The following is an 18,273-nucleotide window of genomic DNA, read 5'->3' as shown; positions in this document are numbered from 1 at the left end:
TCTGCTCCGCCGAGAACTGCCTCCGGCCGACAGATTCCTTCGTTAGAGACAACACGGTCGTTGCAACTCCCAAAAATTCTGGGTGTTGCAACGACCGCTAGAACCCAAGAGCGGGTGCCGGCCTTGCGTGTTTTCTGGTGTGGGTCACCTTCTTGTGAACCCTCTTTGTTGCCATGCCATTTTTTGGGCATTGCCCGAGAGGTCGGCATTGCCCCGCCGGGCAGTGTAGGGCTAAGCCCCGGACTGGTCCCGTGAGATGCAGGCCCCGCCGCCGTCGGTTATGTAGATTGAACTGACCCTGTTTTTCATCTCGCCCAAGTTGAGGCGTTCCTGCATTTGTATGTTCCATGCGTAGCCAACGCAGTCGGGGCTGTCGTAGATGGTTATGTACCCGTACGTGTTGTTGATCAGGGACGCTGAGTTGTTGTTGACCTGGACTCCCCAGCCGTTCCGCCCAGCCGGGCCGTCGGTGAACAGCTCGTTCCCCATGCCGGCGTCGCTGTTGGCGTAGTCTGCCCGGGCGCCTTGGTAATCGGAATTGAAGTAGAAACACACCCGTCCTGACGGACACGCTGTCCCTGAGCCTGAAGCATTGGCAGCGGGCGCGCCCGCCAGAAATGCGCTGGCACCCAGGGCCAGTACGGCTCCAGCAGTAGCTGCTGCTTTATGCATCGCGAGTTTCATGAAGTTCCCCAGTCATTTTTGTTCGCGGACTTATCATCCGGGTGCCCAACGCAGGCGCCTCCGTCATCCTCCGCCATCCCGTCTCATACGGCCATGGGGACACCTGCCCTAACCCTGGGGTGGCTGGCCCGCGAAACACGCCAGGCCAGGTCCTCGACGGCGAGTCCCCTCGCAGGTTGAGCCGTGGGTAATGTCCCGCCCATAAACGCATGGGCAGCGCTTTCCGGTAGCCGGCCCCGGCAAGCCAGGGACGGTCTGGCCGGGTGACCCGGCGGTGCCGTCAGACCCTGAGTCGAAGCCGGTCCCTAGCCTGACCGGAGTGCGCCTGCGCGGAGTGCACCTGCGCCGCGTGCCCGCCCACGCTGGAGACCGGCTTCACCCGCCGGAACGCGGCGAGAATGGCCCGGCCCACCACAGCGATTCCGATGATGGTGGTGACGGCGCGCAGGGTGTCCCAGCCCGCCGTCGACGTCACCAGCGAGTAGAGCAGGAAGCTGCTGAGGTTGGTGCCCAGCGGCGCGCCGGGCACATACGAGATGCCGGTGCCGGCACCTACTGCGAAGGGCCAGAACCACAGGTTGGTCAGCAGGCCGAACAGGTAGGACGCGATGATGCCGTAGCCGCCAAGCATCCACAGTTCGGCCCTTCCGCGCACACGTCGTGGGAGCAGACCGGCCCCGGCACCCACCCAGGCGCAGGCGAAGATCTGGAACGGTGTCCACGGCCCGATCCCGCTCCACAAGGCGCTGGAGACGGCGATGGTGGCGGCGCCGAGGAGCATACCAAAGCGGGCACCGAAGGCCCGGCCGGCCAGGATCAGCAGGATAAAGACCGCCTCCACGCCCCCGACGCCGGTGCTGGCGACCCGCACCGCGGAACCTACGGCGGCCAGGACGCCGAGCAACGCCACCGTATGTGCCGAGCTGACGGAGCCGTCGAGGGACAGCACGATGGCGACGACGGCGAGGGGTGCAATGGCCAGCGCCGCGTAGGGGAGTGCCGCGGCGGCATCCTCCGGGAGGGCCGCAGCGAGCAGCGGCCAGCAGAATGCCGCGAGGGCCAGAAGGTTTGCAGCGGCGAGAACGGCCAGCTCGATGCCCCGCGGCATCCGGATGCGGTGGGATTTTTTGGCAGCTGGAATGTCGGTTTGTTGGTTGGTGAACCGTGGCGCTGCGATGCCTTGGACTGTGGCGGCACTGGCGGTGACTGCACTGGTAGGGGCGGCGTCTGGCTCGGACGAGGGCGCGACGCCGTCGCGCATCGGGAGGATCCGGGCGCCGAGGTCATGGGCAAAGTCGAGGTCGTGCGTGGCGATCAGGACGGCAGCACCGGCGTCGGCTGCGGCGCGCAGCGCCGTCGCAACTGCTTTGCGCGCCGCAGGATCGAGTCCGCGGGTGGGCTCATCGATCAGGAGGACCTGGGGACGGTCCATGGTCTGCAGTGCGATGGCAAGGATCCTGCGCTCGCCTGCCGAGAGGTCCCGAGGATGCTCGTGGCCAATGGGAATGCTGACATCTCCCCGCAACCGGGCAAGGTGGGACTCGGCAGAGCGTGGGTCAGGCTGGTCGCCGCTTGAGCTACGCCGGTCGGGGCGGTCCCGGCCTGATTTTCGCCGTTCTGATTGACGGACCGCGCGCGCCTGGCGCCGCTCTGCCGCGCGGAGCTCGCCTGTCACGGTATCCCTGGTGAAGAGGTCGTCCGAGGCGTCCGGCACCAAGGCGACGCGGCCGCCGTCGACCGTTCCATCACCCGCTGTGCCTCCACCGCCCGTGCCTTCACCGAGGGCGAGCGCCACCAAAAGGGACGACTTCCCGGCGCCGTTCGGCCCCACCAGGGCAACCACTTCACCGCGGTGCAGGGTCAGGGATGCATCCCGCACAAGCGGCTGGCCCTTGCGGTTCACGGCGAGGTTCGTGGCAGTCAGTACGGGCGCGTGCGCCACCGGCCGTGCCAGCGTCGGACGGGCAACGGGAGGGTGCGACGGCGCGGATGGCGGGGCACCCGGTACCAGGGCACCGCCGTCGATGGTCCACCAGGAGTCTGCCACGGGGACGAGCGCCTGTGCCCGGTGCTCTGCCACGATGACGCAGACACCTGCTTCGCGGGCGAGGGCGCTCAGCACGGCGATGACGTGTGCGCGTGCTGCGGTGTCAAGGTCGGCCAGGGGCTCATCGACCAGGAGCAGGGGCGGCTGTTCCACCACCGCGGCGGCGATGGCCACGAGCGTGGCCTCACCGGCCGAGAGGGTGCTGACGTTCCGGTCCAGCAGCGCAGACACCCCGACGCTCTCCGCGACCTCCAGCACGCGGGCTTTGGCGGTATCGGATGCCACGCCCCGCAGCTCGAGGCTGAGGCCGATTTCGTCCCCAACCCGGCTGGAGGCGAACGCTGCGCGGGGATTCTGCAGGACGACGCCGATCAGGCGGGCGGTATCGCGCGGCGGCGCGGCGGCGCGGTCCGTCCCGCCGACGCGCAGTGTGCCGGAAATATTCCCGCCGTCGAGGTGGGAGAGGAGGCCCGCGATGCCCCGCAGGATGGTGGACTTGCCGGAGCCCGTGGGCCCGGTAATAACCGCAATGGACCCGCTCGGCGGCGCGAATGCGGCGACGTGCACCTGCGCGTCGCCAATAAGAAATCGTGCGTCCTGGACCAGAACCGGTGCTTCGGTACCTGGGCCGGGTTGGAGTGCAGCCCGGCTCCCGAAGCCGCGCAGCTCCAAGGCCGCGGCAACCCTGCCGGCGTGTTCGAGTGTGCGCTCGAGTACGGGCACCAGGGCGCGGGCTCCGAAGCGTTCGCCCCGCAACCGGAACGCCAGGCGCACGGAGGTCACGGCGTCGGCAAGCGCCGGAAGTGCCGCCCACGCCACCACCAGCATCCGGGCGATGCCCTGCATGGGGCCGCGGCGGGCCAGGTGCACGAAGCCGCGCGCGATGTCCACCCAGGCGTTGAGGATGCCGAAACCGAGGATCATCCCGGCAATCGGCAGGGCGGACAGGACCGCCGCCCACAGCCCGGGTCCGGTTACCGGGCCGAGGAGGACCACATGGGCGTACGGGGGAGGCAGCCGCAGCGGCGGCAGGTCGAGCAAGACCGGTTCACCGATGCCCGCCCCGAAGAAAAGGATGCGGTAGATGACCCGCGCCGCGATGAAGACGACGGCGAGAGCCGCCGCTGCGCGTAACGGCGCGGGTCGAAAGGTCATGCCGCCGGTGTGGCCGGTGCGCCGTCCACCGCGTAGAGGAGCTCCAGGCTTTCGCCGGGGCTGACCTGCAGGGTGGCGAGGCCTTCCTGGGCGTAGGCCCAGTCACCGGTTGCCGGCTTCACCCAGAGGGACCAGTAGGCAAAGGCGGCGGGCATGCCGCTGCATTCTTCCTTGTACGTGCCGCCCTTGTGGGTGATCTCGAAGTCCGCGGCGGGCACACCGTTGACACGGCACACCAGTTCGGTGGGGTATTGGGTGGTGCCGACGGTTTTCACCTTGGCCTCGTCGAGCACCTTGGAGGCGGGAGTCTTTGCGTCCACGGCGACGCAGACCGAGGTGTCAGCGGCGGCCTGCCTCAGGGCACCCGAATCGACAATGACCTTCACACCGGCGCAGGGCCCGGAGGCGGCGCTGGCTGAAGACGTTGCGGCTGGCGCCGGGGTAGAGGCGGTGGGCTGGTTGGTGGCCGGCGTGGAACAGGCGGCAAGGGTAAACAGGAGGGCAGCGGCGGCGAGGGAGCTCGCGGCGGCGGTGCGGATCTTAGTCAAAGTCACGTGTCAAGGGTAGGGCGTTGCTGGTCCGGATCAGGATGGCGTCACGTTGTGTGACGTCAGCGTTCCACGCGGTTACGCGTGCCGGGGCGGCGCTACCCGGTTACAGGCAGCGGACCTGCCTGCCTCAGAACCGGGTAGTTCCGCGCATTTTGCGGGGGCGGCCGTCCGGGTCCACCAGGAAGCGGTTTACAGGATTGGCCCAGAGACGCTGAAGGGGCGGCACGGGTTCTGCACTGTGGCGTCGCACATGTCCCTTGGGGCGGGGCGAGGAGCGGCCGGTTTTGTGCCAGTGATCCAGGGCATCGGCGGCGGCATTCCACAGGCCGAGGGCGTCCGCCGGGGAGTGCAGCCGAGGGTCACCCTTGTCCAGGCCCAAGTGCTCGGCCCAGAGCTGGAGCCGGAGCCCCTGGACCAACGGAAGGGACACCCCGGGACCAGTGTCTGCGCCGGGTGTTTCCCGGTGACCAGAAGTGGTATCGACTACCGCGCAGGTAAGCTCGCTGTCCGTGGTCCAGGATCGACGGTTGAAGTTGTCCGATCCGCAAGTGAACCAGGCGTCGTCGATGATACAGATCTTGGCATGGACGTAGATCGGAGTCCCGGCAGTGTTCTCCAGATTGAACACGCCGAATCTGCCGGGTGCAACGCGGCTCATCCTTTCGATGGCCCTCAGTTGCCCGAGCCGCTTGGGTGGCCCTGCGAGCGGACCGTCTGAGTCCGGGTATCGGGGAACCACAGCGATCACGTTCAACCCGGGGTTCTGTTCGAGGGCCGCTGCGATTCCGGCGGCGACCTCTGCGGACCACAAGTACTGGTCCTCGATGTAAATCAACGAGCGGGCCAGGGCGAACGCTTTTGTGTAGGCCCGGGCAACGCTCCGATCACCGCCGGGTGCGAACGGGAACGGCGGATGCTTCACAGCGTAGGTGCGCAGCAGCTGCACGGCGTGAGGGCCGGCCGGCGGCGGTGGCGGCGCAGCCTCCGGCAGGGGTTCCGGGTGCCGGGGCATGTCCGCCAGGCGTTGCAGCAGCATCCGGTAGGGTGTGCGCCGGTCCAGGGGATGGGGGTCATTCCACCGTTCAGCGAACAGTTCCAGCACATCTGCCACCACCGGGCCACGAAGTTCGACGGCGGCGTCGTGCCACGGAGGTTGTTTCCCGTACCGGGGATCCATGGCCACTGCCTGCGGGTCTCCGGCGTGGTCGGCGTCGTCCCGGCGGCTGTGCGAAAGGTCGATCCCACCCACGAACGCGACGTCCTGCGCAGGGTCATCACGGCGGCGGATGACGAACAGTTTTTGGTGATGGCAGCCGAAGAGGCGCACACGCTGATCCAACAGCACCTCGCCGCCGGCATCGTTGACCTGGCGGCTGAGGAGCTCGTTGGATCGCCAACTCATCGGGGCTGACACGCGTTCCCCGTGGGATCTCCAGATCAGGCCGCGGACTTCCACTCCCGCCCGGGCCAACCGCGCCAGCAAGTCACCGATCGCCGGTCCGTCCGCTGTAAGCCGCTCGTCGGCATCGCCTCGCCAGTCGGTGAACCACACACGGTCTCCGGGCTGCAGGGCTGACAGCTCCTCATGCAGCCGGGCGAAGTAGGTGGCCCCATGAATCAGCGGCCGCACGAGGTTTCCCTCCGACCAGGACGACGATCCCGGACCGCCCGCGTGCACGCCGGTGGCGGCATTACCCCGCTCAGCGCTACTCAAGAACCAATATCCAGCACTACTGTCCACTCGTCGTTCCCTTCGGGACCCGAGGCCGGTCACTAAGCGTCCGGCCTAATCAATAGCCTACGACTGCGGCCCGCTAGACTCGCCTGCATGGGGGGAAACAACACATCCGGGGAACGCAAGACACCGAAGCCAGCCCGATTCTCTGCCGCCGTCGTGCCCGTGGTGGGCCTGCTAACGGTGCTGGTTGGTTGCATCATCGCGTGGAACAACGCGAGTGCGACCATAGGCTGGTTCGCCTACGCGCCCCTGAGCAACGAGCTCTTTATGGGGAACGGCATGGCCTTTGTAACTCAAGGGACGCAGATCGGCTTGGCAGTAGCAGTCACCGGACTGCTCGTCTTGGCGTTCTGGGCCGGGTACAGAATCGGTAGACAAGCCAGCCCGAAGAATCAGTAAGCTCCGGAAGGCGAAAAGGGCTCCGCCTGAGCCGAAGGTACGCGGCCGCATGAGGGACCCCGGGTGAAGAGATCATCTCCTGAGAGCCTTGCGGGAAGTCCCGCCGTCGTACGCGGTCAGGTCAGGTCGGCTGGTACTGCCGGTGAAGCATTCGCATATGCTCTTCGGCAAGCTTGATCATGGCCTGCACTGCCGGCGAGAGGCTGGCGGGATCGCGGCTGATGAGCGTGCGCTGTGGGCTCGGCCCTCGGTGGCCCCGGCCGCCGGCCCGTCTCGTCCTCGAATTGCCACCGTCCCGACTCACGCCACCTCGGCGCAGCTCGCCGCCTCCATCACGTTCCTGCTCAGCGCCGACGGTACCAAACGTCAACGGCGCCATCCTCGCGTCCGACGGCGGCTGGTCCGCGCTGTTGGCGCCCGGATACACGCGCCGAGGAGGGCAAAGCATCGCCGGTTTGAGGCCGGTCCTCCGGCCCTATCGGAATGACGATGGACGGCCTATCTTGGTCTGATACAAGCCCAAGGAAAGGAACAACGATGTTCACCTTGCAGATCAGCTATCCAGTCCGGGACTACGAGGCTTTCAAGAAGGTATTCGATAGCGATCCCGCAGGCCGCGCCGCCTCGGGCGCCAGGTCTGTCCGGCTGCTCCGGGATACGGACGACCAGAACAGCGTGGCCGTGCTCCTTGACTTCGACACCAAGGATGCTGCGACCGTCTTTCTGGAACGGCTCCGCAGCGAGGTATGGGACAAGCCCGAGGTGATAGGGCAGCTGATGACGGCAGCGCCCACTGCAAGGATCCTGGAGGAGACGGCCCGCGAGGGTGAGCGTGCGGGCTGACCGCTGAGTATCCGGGGTTCCGCCGAACCATTTCATTGCGGCCGGCTGGGCCAACTAGAAAGGCTGTTCGGCCTTAACTCAAACGCTCGACGGCGGGAGGCCCCGTCGTCGACCGTTTCCTTTCTTCGTGACTGCTTCCGCCTCCATCCGCCCTGGGGGCGTCTGACAGTCACTGCCGCCGGCCAAACAGCCTGCGTACCGTGGAACTTGTGGACACAAAGAAGACATCCGTGAGTTCCTGATTTCGCGCCGTGCGAAGGTCAGTCCGGAGCAGCACCGGGTCCGTCCCGGCGTGCTGCGCCTGCTGGACGGGATGACCGGAGTGGCCGGCATGGTGCAGAACGGCAGGGGCGACGTCCTCGCCGGCAACATGCTGGGACGGGCTCTGTACTCCGAGGTATTTAACTCAGCTGTGTCGTATGATCAGCACACTCCGGGCCGGCTGCCGAACCAGGCCCGCTACATCTTCCTCGATCCACGGGCAGCCGACTTCTACCCCGACTGGAACGCGATCGCGGCCATCATGGTCGCGATGCTGCGCCTGGAATCTGGCCGGAATCCGCACCACCTCGCCCGAACGAGCTGGTCGGCGAGCTCACCACGCGTAGCGGCCTGTTCGCCGCGCTCTGGGCCGGGCACGACGTGCGGATCCACACCACGGGAACCAAGCGCTTCCACCACCCGGTGGCCGGCGACCTGTCCCTGCAGTACGAAACATTGGGCCTCCCCGGCGACGAAGGGCAGAGCGTGTTCACCTTCACCGCCGAGCCGGGCTCCGCATCCGCAACCGCGCTGGCATTCCTCGCCAGCTGGGCGGCCTCGCCACCCGAGGAAACCACCCAAACAGCCACCGCCGGCGATCCTGCCGGCGGATCCACCGCCCCCGTGCGCTCCCACGCGCAACCAGGGCGCAACACAGGAAAGACAGAACCCTCCGATGACTGAACAAAACAACCCCACTGAGCAGGCCAACAACACCACCGGCAAGAAAGTCTGGTTCATCACCGGCGCCGGCCGCAACCCGGCAGAGGTCACTCAGGCCGTCGGTGACAGCGAGGACCTCCTCGCGGTAAAGCTCGACGTCACCGACCCTGCCGACGCGGGCGCCGCCATCCAGGCAGCCGTGGACCGGTTCGGCCGGATCGACGTCCTGGTGAACAACGCCGGCAACTTCTACGCCGGGTTCTTCGAGGAAATCACCCCCGAGGACTTCCGGGCACAGATCGAAACCACCATGTTCGGTCCCATGAACGTCACCCGGGCGGCCCTGCCGGTCCTGCGGGCCCAGCGCTCCGGCTTGGTGGTCACCATCTCTTCCACCGCCGGCCTAAGCGGGGGTAGAGGGACTCCCAGTCGTGACCGCCGGTCCAGCCATCGCCCGGGCTCATCCATCTGGCCTGTGCAGTTCTCGGCCGACATCCCCGGCAGCGGATGCCGCGGGCTGATGGCTGCCGTGGCGCCGAACAATTCGCCGAGGGGAGGCTCCGAGTCCAGCGCCTTGAGCCAGACCTGGTTGATGCTATCGCCCGCGTAATCAATGAAAAGACTCACGCTGTAGGCGCTGGACACAAGCTGCGTGAAATCCGCCAGCGCCCGTTCCCACGGCAGGTTTTCCAGCACGCGCTGTCGCATGCTGAAGCTCGGCCGGACGGCAAGCCGGAGGCCGGTGACGATGCCCAGGGCGCCCAGGCCCACCACGCTGCCCAGGAACTCCTCGCCGTCCGCGCGGGACAGGGATAGCTGCTCGCCGGAGGGCCGGACCAGGTCAATGCCCTCCACCGCTCCGGCCAGGGAGGGGTTGTTCACGCCGGACCCATGGGTGCCCGTCTGGACGGCCCCGGCCACGGAAATGTGGGGGAGCGACGCCAGATTGTGGATGGCCAGGCCGGCCTGCTGCAGCGTGCGGCACAGAGCACCGTAGCTCACTCCGCCGCTGACGCGGACGCTCTGCCGATCCGAGTCCACTTCAGGCAATCCCTTAACAATCCCCACTGTCAGCGCTCTGCGCATTCTATGCGGCGCGGTAGCGGGCGGAGGATGCAGAAGTGGGGGGACCGGCTTATGCGGCAGGCTACCCGGCAGCGTTCCGGTTTTGCGGCCAAACCGCAGTTCTAGCAAAGAGTGGATTTTGATGCGGGCTGGTCGAACTGGTGGGCTCATCGCACGGGGGGATGGTCATGCTGGGCGGCTGGCCGACGTCTGATGTTCAGGATCAGCGGCAGAAGAGCTGCGGGGGAGGGGACAACGGCGGCAGCTTCCGACGCTTCCTCGGCCTCCCCGTACCCCCAAAGTGCGAATATCGTGGGGATTCCGTGTGCAGCTGCTCCCGCGACGTCGTAGCTTCGGTCTCCGACCATAGCGGGACTGGAGATGTCAACGCCTTCGGATTGGAGCCGGCGCAGCAATTCGGCGATGACGTCTGCCTTGCTCGATCTTCCCACGCTGTCCGACGCCCCGCACACGTCGATGAAATAGCCTTCAATTCCGAACCATTGTGCGAGTCTGATTGCTTGGTCCTCCACCTTGGAAGTGGCTACAGCCATTGGAATGCCGGACGAGTGTATGTGCTTGAGTACGTCTATGATCCCGTCGTATGGGCTGGATTGTTCAGCGCCATGATCGGCATACGCTTTGCGGTAGTGTTGGAGGGCCTTTTGGGCGGTTTTTTCGTCCAGTTGTGAGACTGTTCTAAAGGACTCGATCATCGGCGGGCCGACGAAGCGGCGCAGTTTGTCCATCGCGGGGACTGGCGCGCCTACAGCTGCCAAGGCCTGGGCAGCACTTGCTGTAACGCCGGGTGCTGAATCCAGGAGCGTTCCGTCCATGTCGAACAAGATGCAGCTAATGCCAGTGAGAGAGGGCCGGGCCTGGTGCAGATGTGTCATTTTTTCGAGGGCTTTCGGTCTTGAAATTGGTTCCGTTCCGGTTGTGTCCGGGGGATTATCGCTGTGAAGGGTAGGCATGGATCGAGTGAGTCTTGATCAGATAGATCAGAGGATTCTTGCGGAGCTCACGAAGAACGCCCGCATGAGCCATGCAGAGCTGGCGACCAAAGTCCTACTTTCGAGGAATGCTGTGCGCCAGCGAATCGAACGGATGGAACGGCAAGGGTATATCCAGGGGTACACGATTGTTGCCGGCCCACCCGGCCAGGGCCTCGTGTCCGCCTTCCTGATGGTTTACAGGAAGGACCGGGTGCGGGGGTCGGACGTCATCACCGTGTTGCGGTCGATTCCGGAAGTGGTTCTATGTGACGTCGTGAGCGGTGATTTTGATCTGCTGGTGAGGGTCGAGGCCCGGTCGCTGGAGAGGGTTCAGGAGATCTGGGAGCAGATCGCGGCCATTCCCGGCGTCACGGACACAGTGACGGCCATGACGCTATCCAGTTTCATCAGGCGAGGCACCGGAGGTGCCCGCGCCACCGAGTGAAGGTGATCAGACTCCGGACATGTCCGCGTTTCGGACCGGCAGCACGGCAGATTCAAGTAGCGACTGCGCTGCGTCCCGGTCCAAGAGGTTCCTGCTGGTGACGATGTCCAGAATGGTGACCCATCCTGCAGGGCTTCCTTAGCCACCACTGCTGCTGCTGCGTACCCGATGGCCGATATGCTAGCCGTTGCAAGACCCACCGAGGCTGGTACAGGAACGATCCCGAGCGAATCCGTCTCGATGCGGGTGGTCATGGTTTTCCATCCTCTGTGTGGAAGTTTGGATGGTGCGTAGTCGTGTGCCTTTGCTCGGAGGAATTGGAGGGGCGCAAGGCCCGGCACGCCCCTCCAGTTCGATCAGTTCTTGATGCAGATGACCTTTGGCTGGGTCATCTCCTCATACGCGAAATGGACGCCCTCCCTGCCCATGCTCCCGTACTTGGCCCCTCCGAACGGCATGCCGTCGAACCGGTAGTCAGAGGAATCGTTGATCATGACGCCGCCTGCTTCGAGCTGGCTGGCTGCGTCCATGGCCCTGGCCAGGGAGTCGGTGAATATGCCCGCATGAAGACTGAACTCGATGGCATTGGCGACGTCGATGGCCTCTTCGAAAGTGTTGAATTTACGAAGCATGACCACAGGCCCGAAAACCTCCTCCCTCCACAGGCTGCAATCCGCCGGGACGGCTTCCAGGACGGTCGGCTGAAGCACATTGCCGTCCGTGACATTGCCTGAGAGCAGGACAGCGCCGGCCTTGAGGGCCCCGTCCAGCTTGATCTGGAGCTCCTGCAATGCGGTGGGGCTGATCATGGGTCCGACATCCGTCCGTTCATCCAATGGATCTCCGGCAACCAACCGCGCCGTTGCCTCCAGGAAGCGCTGGCGGAACGCACCGTACACCGGGGCGGCTACGAGGATCCGCTGCACACCCACGCAGTTCTGGCCGGCGGCCCAAAACGCTCCCGAGACACAGGATTCCACTGCGTTCTCGATGTGGGCATCGTCCAGGACGATCACGGGTGCGTTTCCGCCGAGATCCATGGAAAGCTTCTTCAGGCCTGCGGTACGGGCGATACTCTCACCAGTGGAGAACCCCCCGGTGAAGGACACCATCCGTACGTCCCGGGACCTGATGATTGTTTCGGCCACTGCCCGGTCGCCATGAACAATCGTGAGAGCTTCCGGCGGGAGCCCGGAGCTCACGAGGACGTCCGTGAGCAGCTGGGCTGACAGGGGAGTCAGTGCAGAGGGTTTGAGGATCACGGCGTTTCCTCCGGCGATTGCCGGGCCGATCTTGTGTGCCACCAGGTTGAGGGGGTCGTTGAAAGGAGTGATCGCGGCAATGATGCCCAGTGGTTCGCGCGAGTACCATCCGGTGCGGTCCTCTGAGCCCTCATACGAGTCAAAGGGGATGACTTCGCCTGCGTTCCGGCGCGCTTCGGCAGCGGATAGGCGGAGCGTGTTGACCGCGCGCAGCACTTCCTTCCGTGCCTGGCGGATCGTTTTCCCGGCTTCGGACACGATCGTTTGCGCGAACTCCTCGCTTCGCTGCTCGATCTCCGTTGCGGCGCCGTCCAGTATCTTCCCGCGGGCGTTGCGGGACAGTGCCCGTGCCTTCCGGGCGCCGGCGCGGGCCGTTTCGATCAGGGCATCGCCGGCGGTGGCGTCGGTCAGCGAAACCGCGCCGACCACCCTGCCGTCGTAGGGGCTCGTCACATCACGGAACTGCGGCAGCGCCGTTTCCGTCGAACACAGCATGGATTCAGACATTTGCAGCTACTCCCGTCCGGGCTGCGTGCATGGCGATGATGTCAGAGAGCAGAGCGTAGGCGGTCTCCACGCGGCCGGCTCCCGGTCCTGAGACGGTTACTGCGCCCAGAAGGTCGGTATCGAAGGACACGGCATTGGTCGCGCCGGAAACTCCGGCCAGCCCATGGCCGAGGGGGAGCGCCACGGGTGATACGCCTGCTGTCACTGACCCGTCCAGGTTCCGCTGTGCTGCACCGACGAGCTTCCAGCGGCGTCCCTCGCGGGCTGCCTTCTGGATATTCTCCGGCGTCACGGTCGAAATCCCCTGCCGCTGAACGTCCTTGAGTTCTATGCCTGCGTCGAGCAGTTCGTTGGCGAGGATGAGGACCTTGAGCTGAACGTCGTAACCCTCGATGTCCGCTGCGGGGTTTGCCTCGGCGTAGCCGAGTTCCTGTGCCTCGCTTATGGCCGCTTTGAAGTCCAGTCCGGCCTCCATCCGCCCGAGCACATAGTTGCTGGTGCCGTTGAGGATGCCTTCGAAGCCGTTCAGCTTCAGCCCCGCGAACATCTTCTTGGCCAGGCGGATGACGGGTGTGCCGCTCATGACGGCACCCTCGAACTCGAAGTGCACGCCGTTCTGTTCGGCCAGGGAGGTCAGCTCGGCGCCGCGGAGGGCAACCGGGCCCTTGTTCGTGGTGCAGACGCTCTTTCCGGATTCCAGTGCCCATCGCACGTGTGAAACTGCTGGCTCGCCGTCTTCAGGATTCGTGAAGGTGGCCTCACAAATGATGTCGGCGGTGCAGTTGCGGATAACTGATTCGTTATTGGTGTCCGCGGATCCGCCGTACTCGGCGAAGGTTTCGCCGGCACCGTCCAGTTTCAGGGCGATGGAGAGGTCGATGCCCTCGGGTTGGACGAAGGAGCCGAGGCGCAGGTCGGTGATGGCCACGACCCGCAGGCCGAAGCCCAGCTCGGAACGCAGTGTCTCACCGCGTGTAGCGATCAGTTCGGCCAGCGTCCTGTTGACGCCGCCGAAGCCGATCAGCGCAATGTCGTAAGTGGTCATGGTGCTCCTTCAATCAGTTACATCGGTCCTCCAATGTTGACCGGATTCCATGTCCGTCACTGCATGTGATTGTGACCGAAAAACAGGGCGAATTGACCATCTGCCTGCCGATTCGACATCTACACCTCGAAGTAAATTACGTGCAACATAGACATGTTGAAATGTTTTTAATGACCAGAACGCCGTTTTGTGTTACTTTCATCACTATCGCTATTGCACAGCTCGAGGCGGCCTGTCCCACACGCCGGGGCGATGTGCGCACCCTTCGCATCAGACCTGTCCACTCACCTGGGAGAAACCATGGAACCCTCATCACCTGTCCAGCTAGAACCGCAGCCCACGATTCCCCCGTCGACCGATTCCGGGCTCCGGCGGTCCATGGGGGCACGGCATCTGGTCATGATCGCCATGGGTGGGGTGATCGGCTCCGGGCTTTTCCTGAGCTCGGGCTACACCATTTCCCAGGCCGGGCCACTCGGGGCGGTCATCGCCTATCTCATGGGCGCCTTTGTTGTGTACCTGGTGATGGCCTGCCTCGGCGAACTTGCCGTCGCTTATCCGGTCTCAGGCGCCTTCCACATCTACGCGGCGAGGTCGATCGGGCCAGCCACCGGGTTCACCACGGCCTGGCTCTACTGGCTCTGCTGGGCAGTGGCCATCGGATCGGAGTTCACAGCCTCCGGTCTCCTGATGCAGCGCTGGTTCCCGGGTGTTGACGTCTGGGTCTGGTGCGTCATCTTCGCCTCGGTCCTCTTTGGCCTGAACGCAGTTTCTTCGAAGTTCTTCGGCGAATCCGAGTTCTGGTTTGCCATCGTCAAGGTCGGCGCCATCGTGGTCCTTATCGTTCTCGGTGGCGCGGCGCTGTTCGGCCTCCACCCGCTCAGCGAGGGGACCAACCACCCTTTCATGTTTGAGAACTTCAACACCTCCAGCGGTCTCTTCCCCAACGGCTTCACCGGCGTCCTCGTCACCGCACTTGCAGTGTTCTACGCCTTCTCCGGCTCTGAACTCATCGGCGTGGCAGCGGGCGAAACCGCCGACCCCGCCACCAACATCCCCAAAGCGATGCGCAGCACTGTCATCCGTCTGCTGATCTTCTTCGTCGGGGCAATCGCTGTCATCGCCGCTACCATCCCGTTCGAGCAAGCCGGACTGGATGAAAGCCCATTCGTGACGGTCTTCTCATCCATCGGCATTCCCTTTGCCGCTGACATCATGAACTTCGTCATCATCACCGCACTCCTATCCGCCGGAAACAGCGGTCTCTTCTCGTGCGCACGGATGCTCTACTCCCTTGCCGACGAGGGGCACGCCCCCCGGGCCCTGAAGAAGCTGACCCGGCGCGGTATCCCCATGATCGCGCTCTCAGTCAGCATGCTAGGAGGCCTGGCGTCACTCATCAGCAGCGTCGTTGCACCTGAAACGGTCTACCTGGCTCTCGTTTCGGTGGCAGGTTTCGCCGTCGTCGGGGTCTGGATGTCCATCACCGCATCGCACTTTTTCCACCGGAGGTCCTTCGTCAGGAACGGCGGCGATGTCGCTGCCCTTCCCTACAAGGCACCGTTGTTCCCGCTGGTGCCGATCCTGGCCTTCTCGCTCTGTCTCATTTCGCTCATCGGCATCGCCTTTGACCCGAACCAGGTGGCAGCCCTCTATTTCGGAGTCTCTTTTGTTGGTGCCTGCTACGCCTTCTTCTACTTCAAGTACGGGCGCAAGGCGGGCGCAAACCAGCTGTCCTGACGCCATCATCGACCATCGTCTTCTCAGCTTCGTGGCCGGGGTCTTTCTTCCCCGGCCACGAGGCTGTCCAAGGGATAAACCATGAACTCACAAGGCCTGATGCAACACGTGCGCAGTTCGGTCCAGGACGCCGGCAGCTGGCTGGAGATTGACGCCGCCGCTTTCGAGTCAAACGTCCGGAACCTCCTGGCCATGATCGATGACCGGGCGCTTTTGTGCGCAGTGGTCAAGTCCCATGCCTACGGACACGGAGCTGACCTTTTACTCCCTTCCCTTGTTCGTCTGGGCGTTCCATTCGTCGGAGTAGGAAGCAACGGGGAGGCCGCCATTGCACGCCGCTGCGGTTTTGAGGGCCGGATCCTGCGTGTCCGTGCCGCGGCGCCGCAGGAGATCAGGGCAGGCCTGCGTCACGACATCGAGGAACTTGTGGCCGACCCGCAGAGCGCGTGGGAGATACATAAGATCGCTGCCGTGGCCGGAAAGGTGGTCCGCATCCACCTCGATATCAACTCTTCCGGGATCAGCAGGCACAGCCTCGACGTCTCATCCGCGCTTGGCCGGGCATCCGCGGTAGGAATCGTGAGCCACCCGGGGCTTCAACTGGCCGGGATCATGACGCATTTCCCCAAGGACGACGACGGCCATATCGAAACGGCACTTCTGCGTTTCCAAAGCCAGGCGTTGACGCTGCTTCAACTCACCGGAACTCCCCGGGAGGAAGTGCTGCTCCACTGTGCCAATTCATACGCCGCCCTGCACGTACACGGCTCCTGGCTGGACATGGTCCGTGCCGGGGCAGTGCTCTATGGCGATTCGGGTCCGACAGCAGCGCATTTCCAACGGTGCATGGCCTTCAAGGCCCGGATCGCTTCCATTAATAGCTATGCGGCAGGTACCAAGGTCGGCTACGGGCTAACCCACACCTTGGACCGGGACTCAAGGCTGGCGTCTGTGACAGCAGGTTACGGAGACGGCTACCGGCGGGCGCTGGCCGGCCAAGGCGGTGTGCTGGTCCGCGGCCGTCGCGCTGCCATTGTCGACGTCGTTTCGATGAATTCCATGGTTGTTGACGTCACCGATGTGGCGGAAGTCTGCCCTGGAGACGAAGTCGTGCTGTTCGGGCGGCAGGACCGCGAAGAAATCGCTCCCGCAGAACTGGAAGCAGCGAATTCCGCCATACTCGCGGACCTCTACACTGTGTGGGCGCAAGGAAACCGCGTCCTGGTCAATAACGAAGACATGGGAGAATAAGCGTAGTTATCGGGCGGAAGGAGCATGGAGTATGGATTCTTCCTCGGAAGCGTCGTCCATGGCCCAAGGACTGCGGATAGTTCGGCTGGTTGCAGACCGGGAGAAGTGGGGAAGGCGGCTCCTCGGTGTTTCCCAGCTCGCATCCGAGCTGGATATGGAACAAAGCCGTGTCTCCCGGCTGACGCAGGAATTGTGCGAGCTGGGGCTGCTGGAACGTGTCGAACGCGGCCCATTCCGAACCGGGCCACGTTTTTTCAGCCTGGCCGCAGCATTGAATGCCGGCTGGGTCCGGGAATCCAGATCCGAACTTGAGGCTTTGGTGGCTTCTTTCGGCCTTCGATCCAGAATCTCTGTCCGCGAGGGCTTCCGCGTCATTCTCCTGCGGGCCTCCAGCAATGACGCGGTTCCCGGCAGCTTCGTGAAACCCGGCATGGTGACGCCCGTGTGGTGTACCGGGTCCGGCCGGGCCCTGCTGTGGGACGACCAGCAGCCTGCCGTTCAAGCTCTCCTCAAGGACGTCAACTTCATCGGCGTAGGCGGACCTGGAGCGGCCCATTCGCCACAAGAAGTCGCCGAACTGATGGACCGGGACCGGGCGCGGGGCTTCATCGTCGCGGAGGAAGAATTCGAGCATGGAATCTACGAACTGGCCGTTCCCGTCCGCACCGCTGAAGGATCCATTCTTGCCGCGCTGAGCGTATTGGGCAGCCGGGCCGAGATCAAATCCAGCACGAATGACATTGCAAAGGCCCTCACAGCAGCAGCCGAGCGGTTGGGGTCCTGCGAGGACCGCGCCCGGGGCGACGCGGGCCGGAAGGACCTGGCCAGCTAGGGCCGGTTCTGCGGCAAAGGGCGGCCCAGCGACGACTCAAGCCACTTTCCCCAGGACAGGAGAGCCGTGGCGCAGAACTCCCGCCGCGGCTCCAGGCGTGTTTTGGCGCCCACGACCTGCAAGCCTGCCACCACGTCGCCCTTGAAGTCGCGAATCGGAACCGCCAGGGAGTACAGCCCCGGCTCGGCTTCCTCATCGACGATGGAGTACCCCCGTGCCCGCGCTCCGCGCAGTCGTGACAGGAAGTCCTCGACGTCGAGCGGTGTATTGGGGCCATGACGTACGAAGGCAACGCCCGAAAAAATTGTCCGGACCTCGGCGTCCGACGCTTCCCAGAGCAGGGCTTGGCCGGCATCACTGCAGAAGGCGGGGTAGGGCCGGCCCAGCCAAGAACCGACCATATTGCTACTTGCCGGAACGCGCTCACCGACGGTGACCGTACTGTCTCCGCTCAGAACTCCAAGGAAGCATCCTTCATCAGTTTCACCGGCCAAGCCTTCCAAGGCGGTCACACCGTCGGTCTGCAGCCGTTGCTCTGTCAACAGCTGCGCGTCGGTCAGGAGCGACCAGTCCAAGGTGTAGGACCTATGGTCTCCGCGTGCCAGAAACCCCTCCTGCTCGGCGGTCCGCAGGCTGCGCGAAACCTGGCTGCGGTCCTTGCCCAGATCGGCTGCTATATCAGTGGCCGTTCCGCCAGGCAGGCCTCCTGCGTTGCGGGAGCCGACCGCTAGGACTGCCATGATTCCCCGGCCCATGCTGGATGTCTTAGACATGGATCCGATTCTAGTCA

The 18,273-nt window shown here is 64.5% G+C and carries 14 protein-coding genes and 3 pseudogenes; 8 read left to right on the top strand and 9 right to left on the bottom strand.

Annotation, left to right across the window (positions count from 1 at the left end; all coding sequences use genetic code 11):
- Positions 1-231: 231 nt before the first annotated feature.
- From ACZY1F_RS03005 to ACZY1F_RS02990, 4 genes are all read right to left on the bottom strand, one after another.
- The gene (locus ACZY1F_RS03005; protein ID WP_463940173.1) at positions 232-684 is read right to left on the bottom strand and encodes a peptidase inhibitor family I36 protein; all 453 of its coding nucleotides are present in this window, start codon (positions 682-684) and stop codon (positions 232-234) included.
- A 280-nt stretch (positions 685-964) separates the two neighbouring features.
- Positions 965-3,886, bottom strand: a complete 2,922-nt coding sequence (locus ACZY1F_RS03000; RefSeq protein ID WP_463940172.1) for an ATP-binding cassette domain-containing protein — start codon at positions 3,884-3,886, stop codon at positions 965-967.
- Positions 3,883-4,440: a hypothetical protein gene (locus ACZY1F_RS02995; RefSeq protein ID WP_463940171.1), complete on the bottom strand. Its 558-nt coding sequence runs from the start codon at positions 4,438-4,440 to the stop codon at positions 3,883-3,885. The genes ACZY1F_RS03000 and ACZY1F_RS02995 overlap by 4 nt, the downstream gene beginning before the upstream one ends.
- Positions 4,441-4,564: 124 nt before the next feature.
- Positions 4,565-6,151, bottom strand: coding sequence for a phospholipase D family protein (locus tag ACZY1F_RS02990; RefSeq protein WP_463940170.1), 1,587 nt, complete (start codon positions 6,149-6,151; stop codon positions 4,565-4,567).
- A gap of 114 nt (positions 6,152-6,265) precedes the next feature.
- Here ACZY1F_RS02990 and ACZY1F_RS02985 point away from each other — a divergent pair, with 114 nt between their 5' ends.
- From ACZY1F_RS02985 to ACZY1F_RS02970, 4 genes and pseudogenes are all read left to right on the top strand, one after another.
- Entirely contained in the window at positions 6,266-6,574 is a 309-nt protein-coding gene (locus ACZY1F_RS02985) for a hypothetical protein (RefSeq protein WP_463940169.1), read from the top strand.
- A 537-nt stretch (positions 6,575-7,111) separates the two neighbouring features.
- A complete protein-coding gene (locus tag ACZY1F_RS02980; RefSeq protein ID WP_463918708.1) occupies positions 7,112-7,417 on the top strand; it encodes a hypothetical protein in 306 nt (101 codons plus the stop codon).
- Positions 7,418-7,730: 313 nt separating this feature from the next.
- Positions 7,731-8,362 (top strand): annotated as a pseudogene (locus ACZY1F_RS02975) (MmyB family transcriptional regulator).
- Positions 8,355-8,702 (top strand): annotated as a pseudogene (locus tag ACZY1F_RS02970) (SDR family NAD(P)-dependent oxidoreductase); the annotation flags it as partial. The pseudogenes ACZY1F_RS02975 and ACZY1F_RS02970, both read left to right, overlap by 8 nt.
- A gap of 77 nt (positions 8,703-8,779) precedes the next feature.
- Here ACZY1F_RS02970 and ACZY1F_RS02965 read toward each other — a convergent pair.
- Together ACZY1F_RS02965 and ACZY1F_RS02960 are read right to left on the bottom strand one after the other, a co-directional pair.
- Positions 8,780-9,403: pseudogene (locus ACZY1F_RS02965) on the bottom strand (FAD-binding protein); the annotation flags it as partial.
- Between the two features lie 170 nt (positions 9,404-9,573).
- A complete protein-coding gene (locus ACZY1F_RS02960; RefSeq protein WP_463940168.1) occupies positions 9,574-10,242 on the bottom strand; it encodes an HAD hydrolase-like protein in 669 nt (222 codons plus the stop codon).
- 136 nt (positions 10,243-10,378) lie between these two features.
- On the opposite strand from ACZY1F_RS02960, the gene ACZY1F_RS02955 reads away from it, so the two are divergent.
- On the top strand, positions 10,379-10,846 hold the full coding sequence (locus ACZY1F_RS02955) for an Lrp/AsnC family transcriptional regulator (RefSeq protein WP_463918706.1): 468 nt from the start codon (positions 10,379-10,381) through the stop codon (positions 10,844-10,846).
- A gap of 356 nt (positions 10,847-11,202) precedes the next feature.
- Here the strand turns inward: ACZY1F_RS02955 and ACZY1F_RS02950 are convergent, their stop codons facing one another.
- Positions 11,203-12,615: an aldehyde dehydrogenase family protein gene (locus ACZY1F_RS02950; RefSeq protein WP_463940167.1), complete on the bottom strand. Its 1,413-nt coding sequence runs from the start codon at positions 12,613-12,615 to the stop codon at positions 11,203-11,205.
- Entirely contained in the window at positions 12,608-13,660 is a 1,053-nt protein-coding gene (locus ACZY1F_RS02945) for a homoserine dehydrogenase (protein ID WP_463940166.1), read from the bottom strand. Before ACZY1F_RS02945 ends, ACZY1F_RS02950 begins: the two co-directional genes overlap by 8 nt.
- A 300-nt stretch (positions 13,661-13,960) precedes the next feature.
- On the opposite strand from ACZY1F_RS02945, the gene ACZY1F_RS02940 reads away from it, so the two are divergent.
- The 3 genes from ACZY1F_RS02940 (at position 13,961) to ACZY1F_RS02930 (ending at position 17,483) form a co-directional block, all read left to right on the top strand.
- On the top strand, positions 13,961-15,400 hold the full coding sequence (locus ACZY1F_RS02940) for an amino acid permease (protein ID WP_463940165.1): 1,440 nt from the start codon (positions 13,961-13,963) through the stop codon (positions 15,398-15,400).
- An 81-nt stretch (positions 15,401-15,481) separates the two neighbouring features.
- On the top strand, positions 15,482-16,651 hold the full coding sequence (alr, locus tag ACZY1F_RS02935; protein WP_463940164.1) for an alanine racemase: 1,170 nt from the start codon (positions 15,482-15,484) through the stop codon (positions 16,649-16,651).
- A gap of 31 nt (positions 16,652-16,682) precedes the next feature.
- Positions 16,683-17,483, top strand: a complete 801-nt coding sequence (locus ACZY1F_RS02930) for an IclR family transcriptional regulator (RefSeq protein WP_463940163.1) — start codon at positions 16,683-16,685, stop codon at positions 17,481-17,483.
- Here ACZY1F_RS02930 and ACZY1F_RS02925 read toward each other — a convergent pair.
- On the bottom strand, positions 17,480-18,256 hold the full coding sequence (locus ACZY1F_RS02925) for an IclR family transcriptional regulator (protein ID WP_463940162.1): 777 nt from the start codon (positions 18,254-18,256) through the stop codon (positions 17,480-17,482). The genes ACZY1F_RS02930 and ACZY1F_RS02925 overlap by 4 nt on opposite strands.
- Positions 18,257-18,273 lie beyond the last annotated feature (17 nt).

Source organism: Pseudarthrobacter xylosi (genome assembly GCF_055412765.1).
The sequence above is the reverse complement of the archived record's forward strand: the minus strand, read 5'-3'. Positions and strand labels throughout refer to the sequence as shown.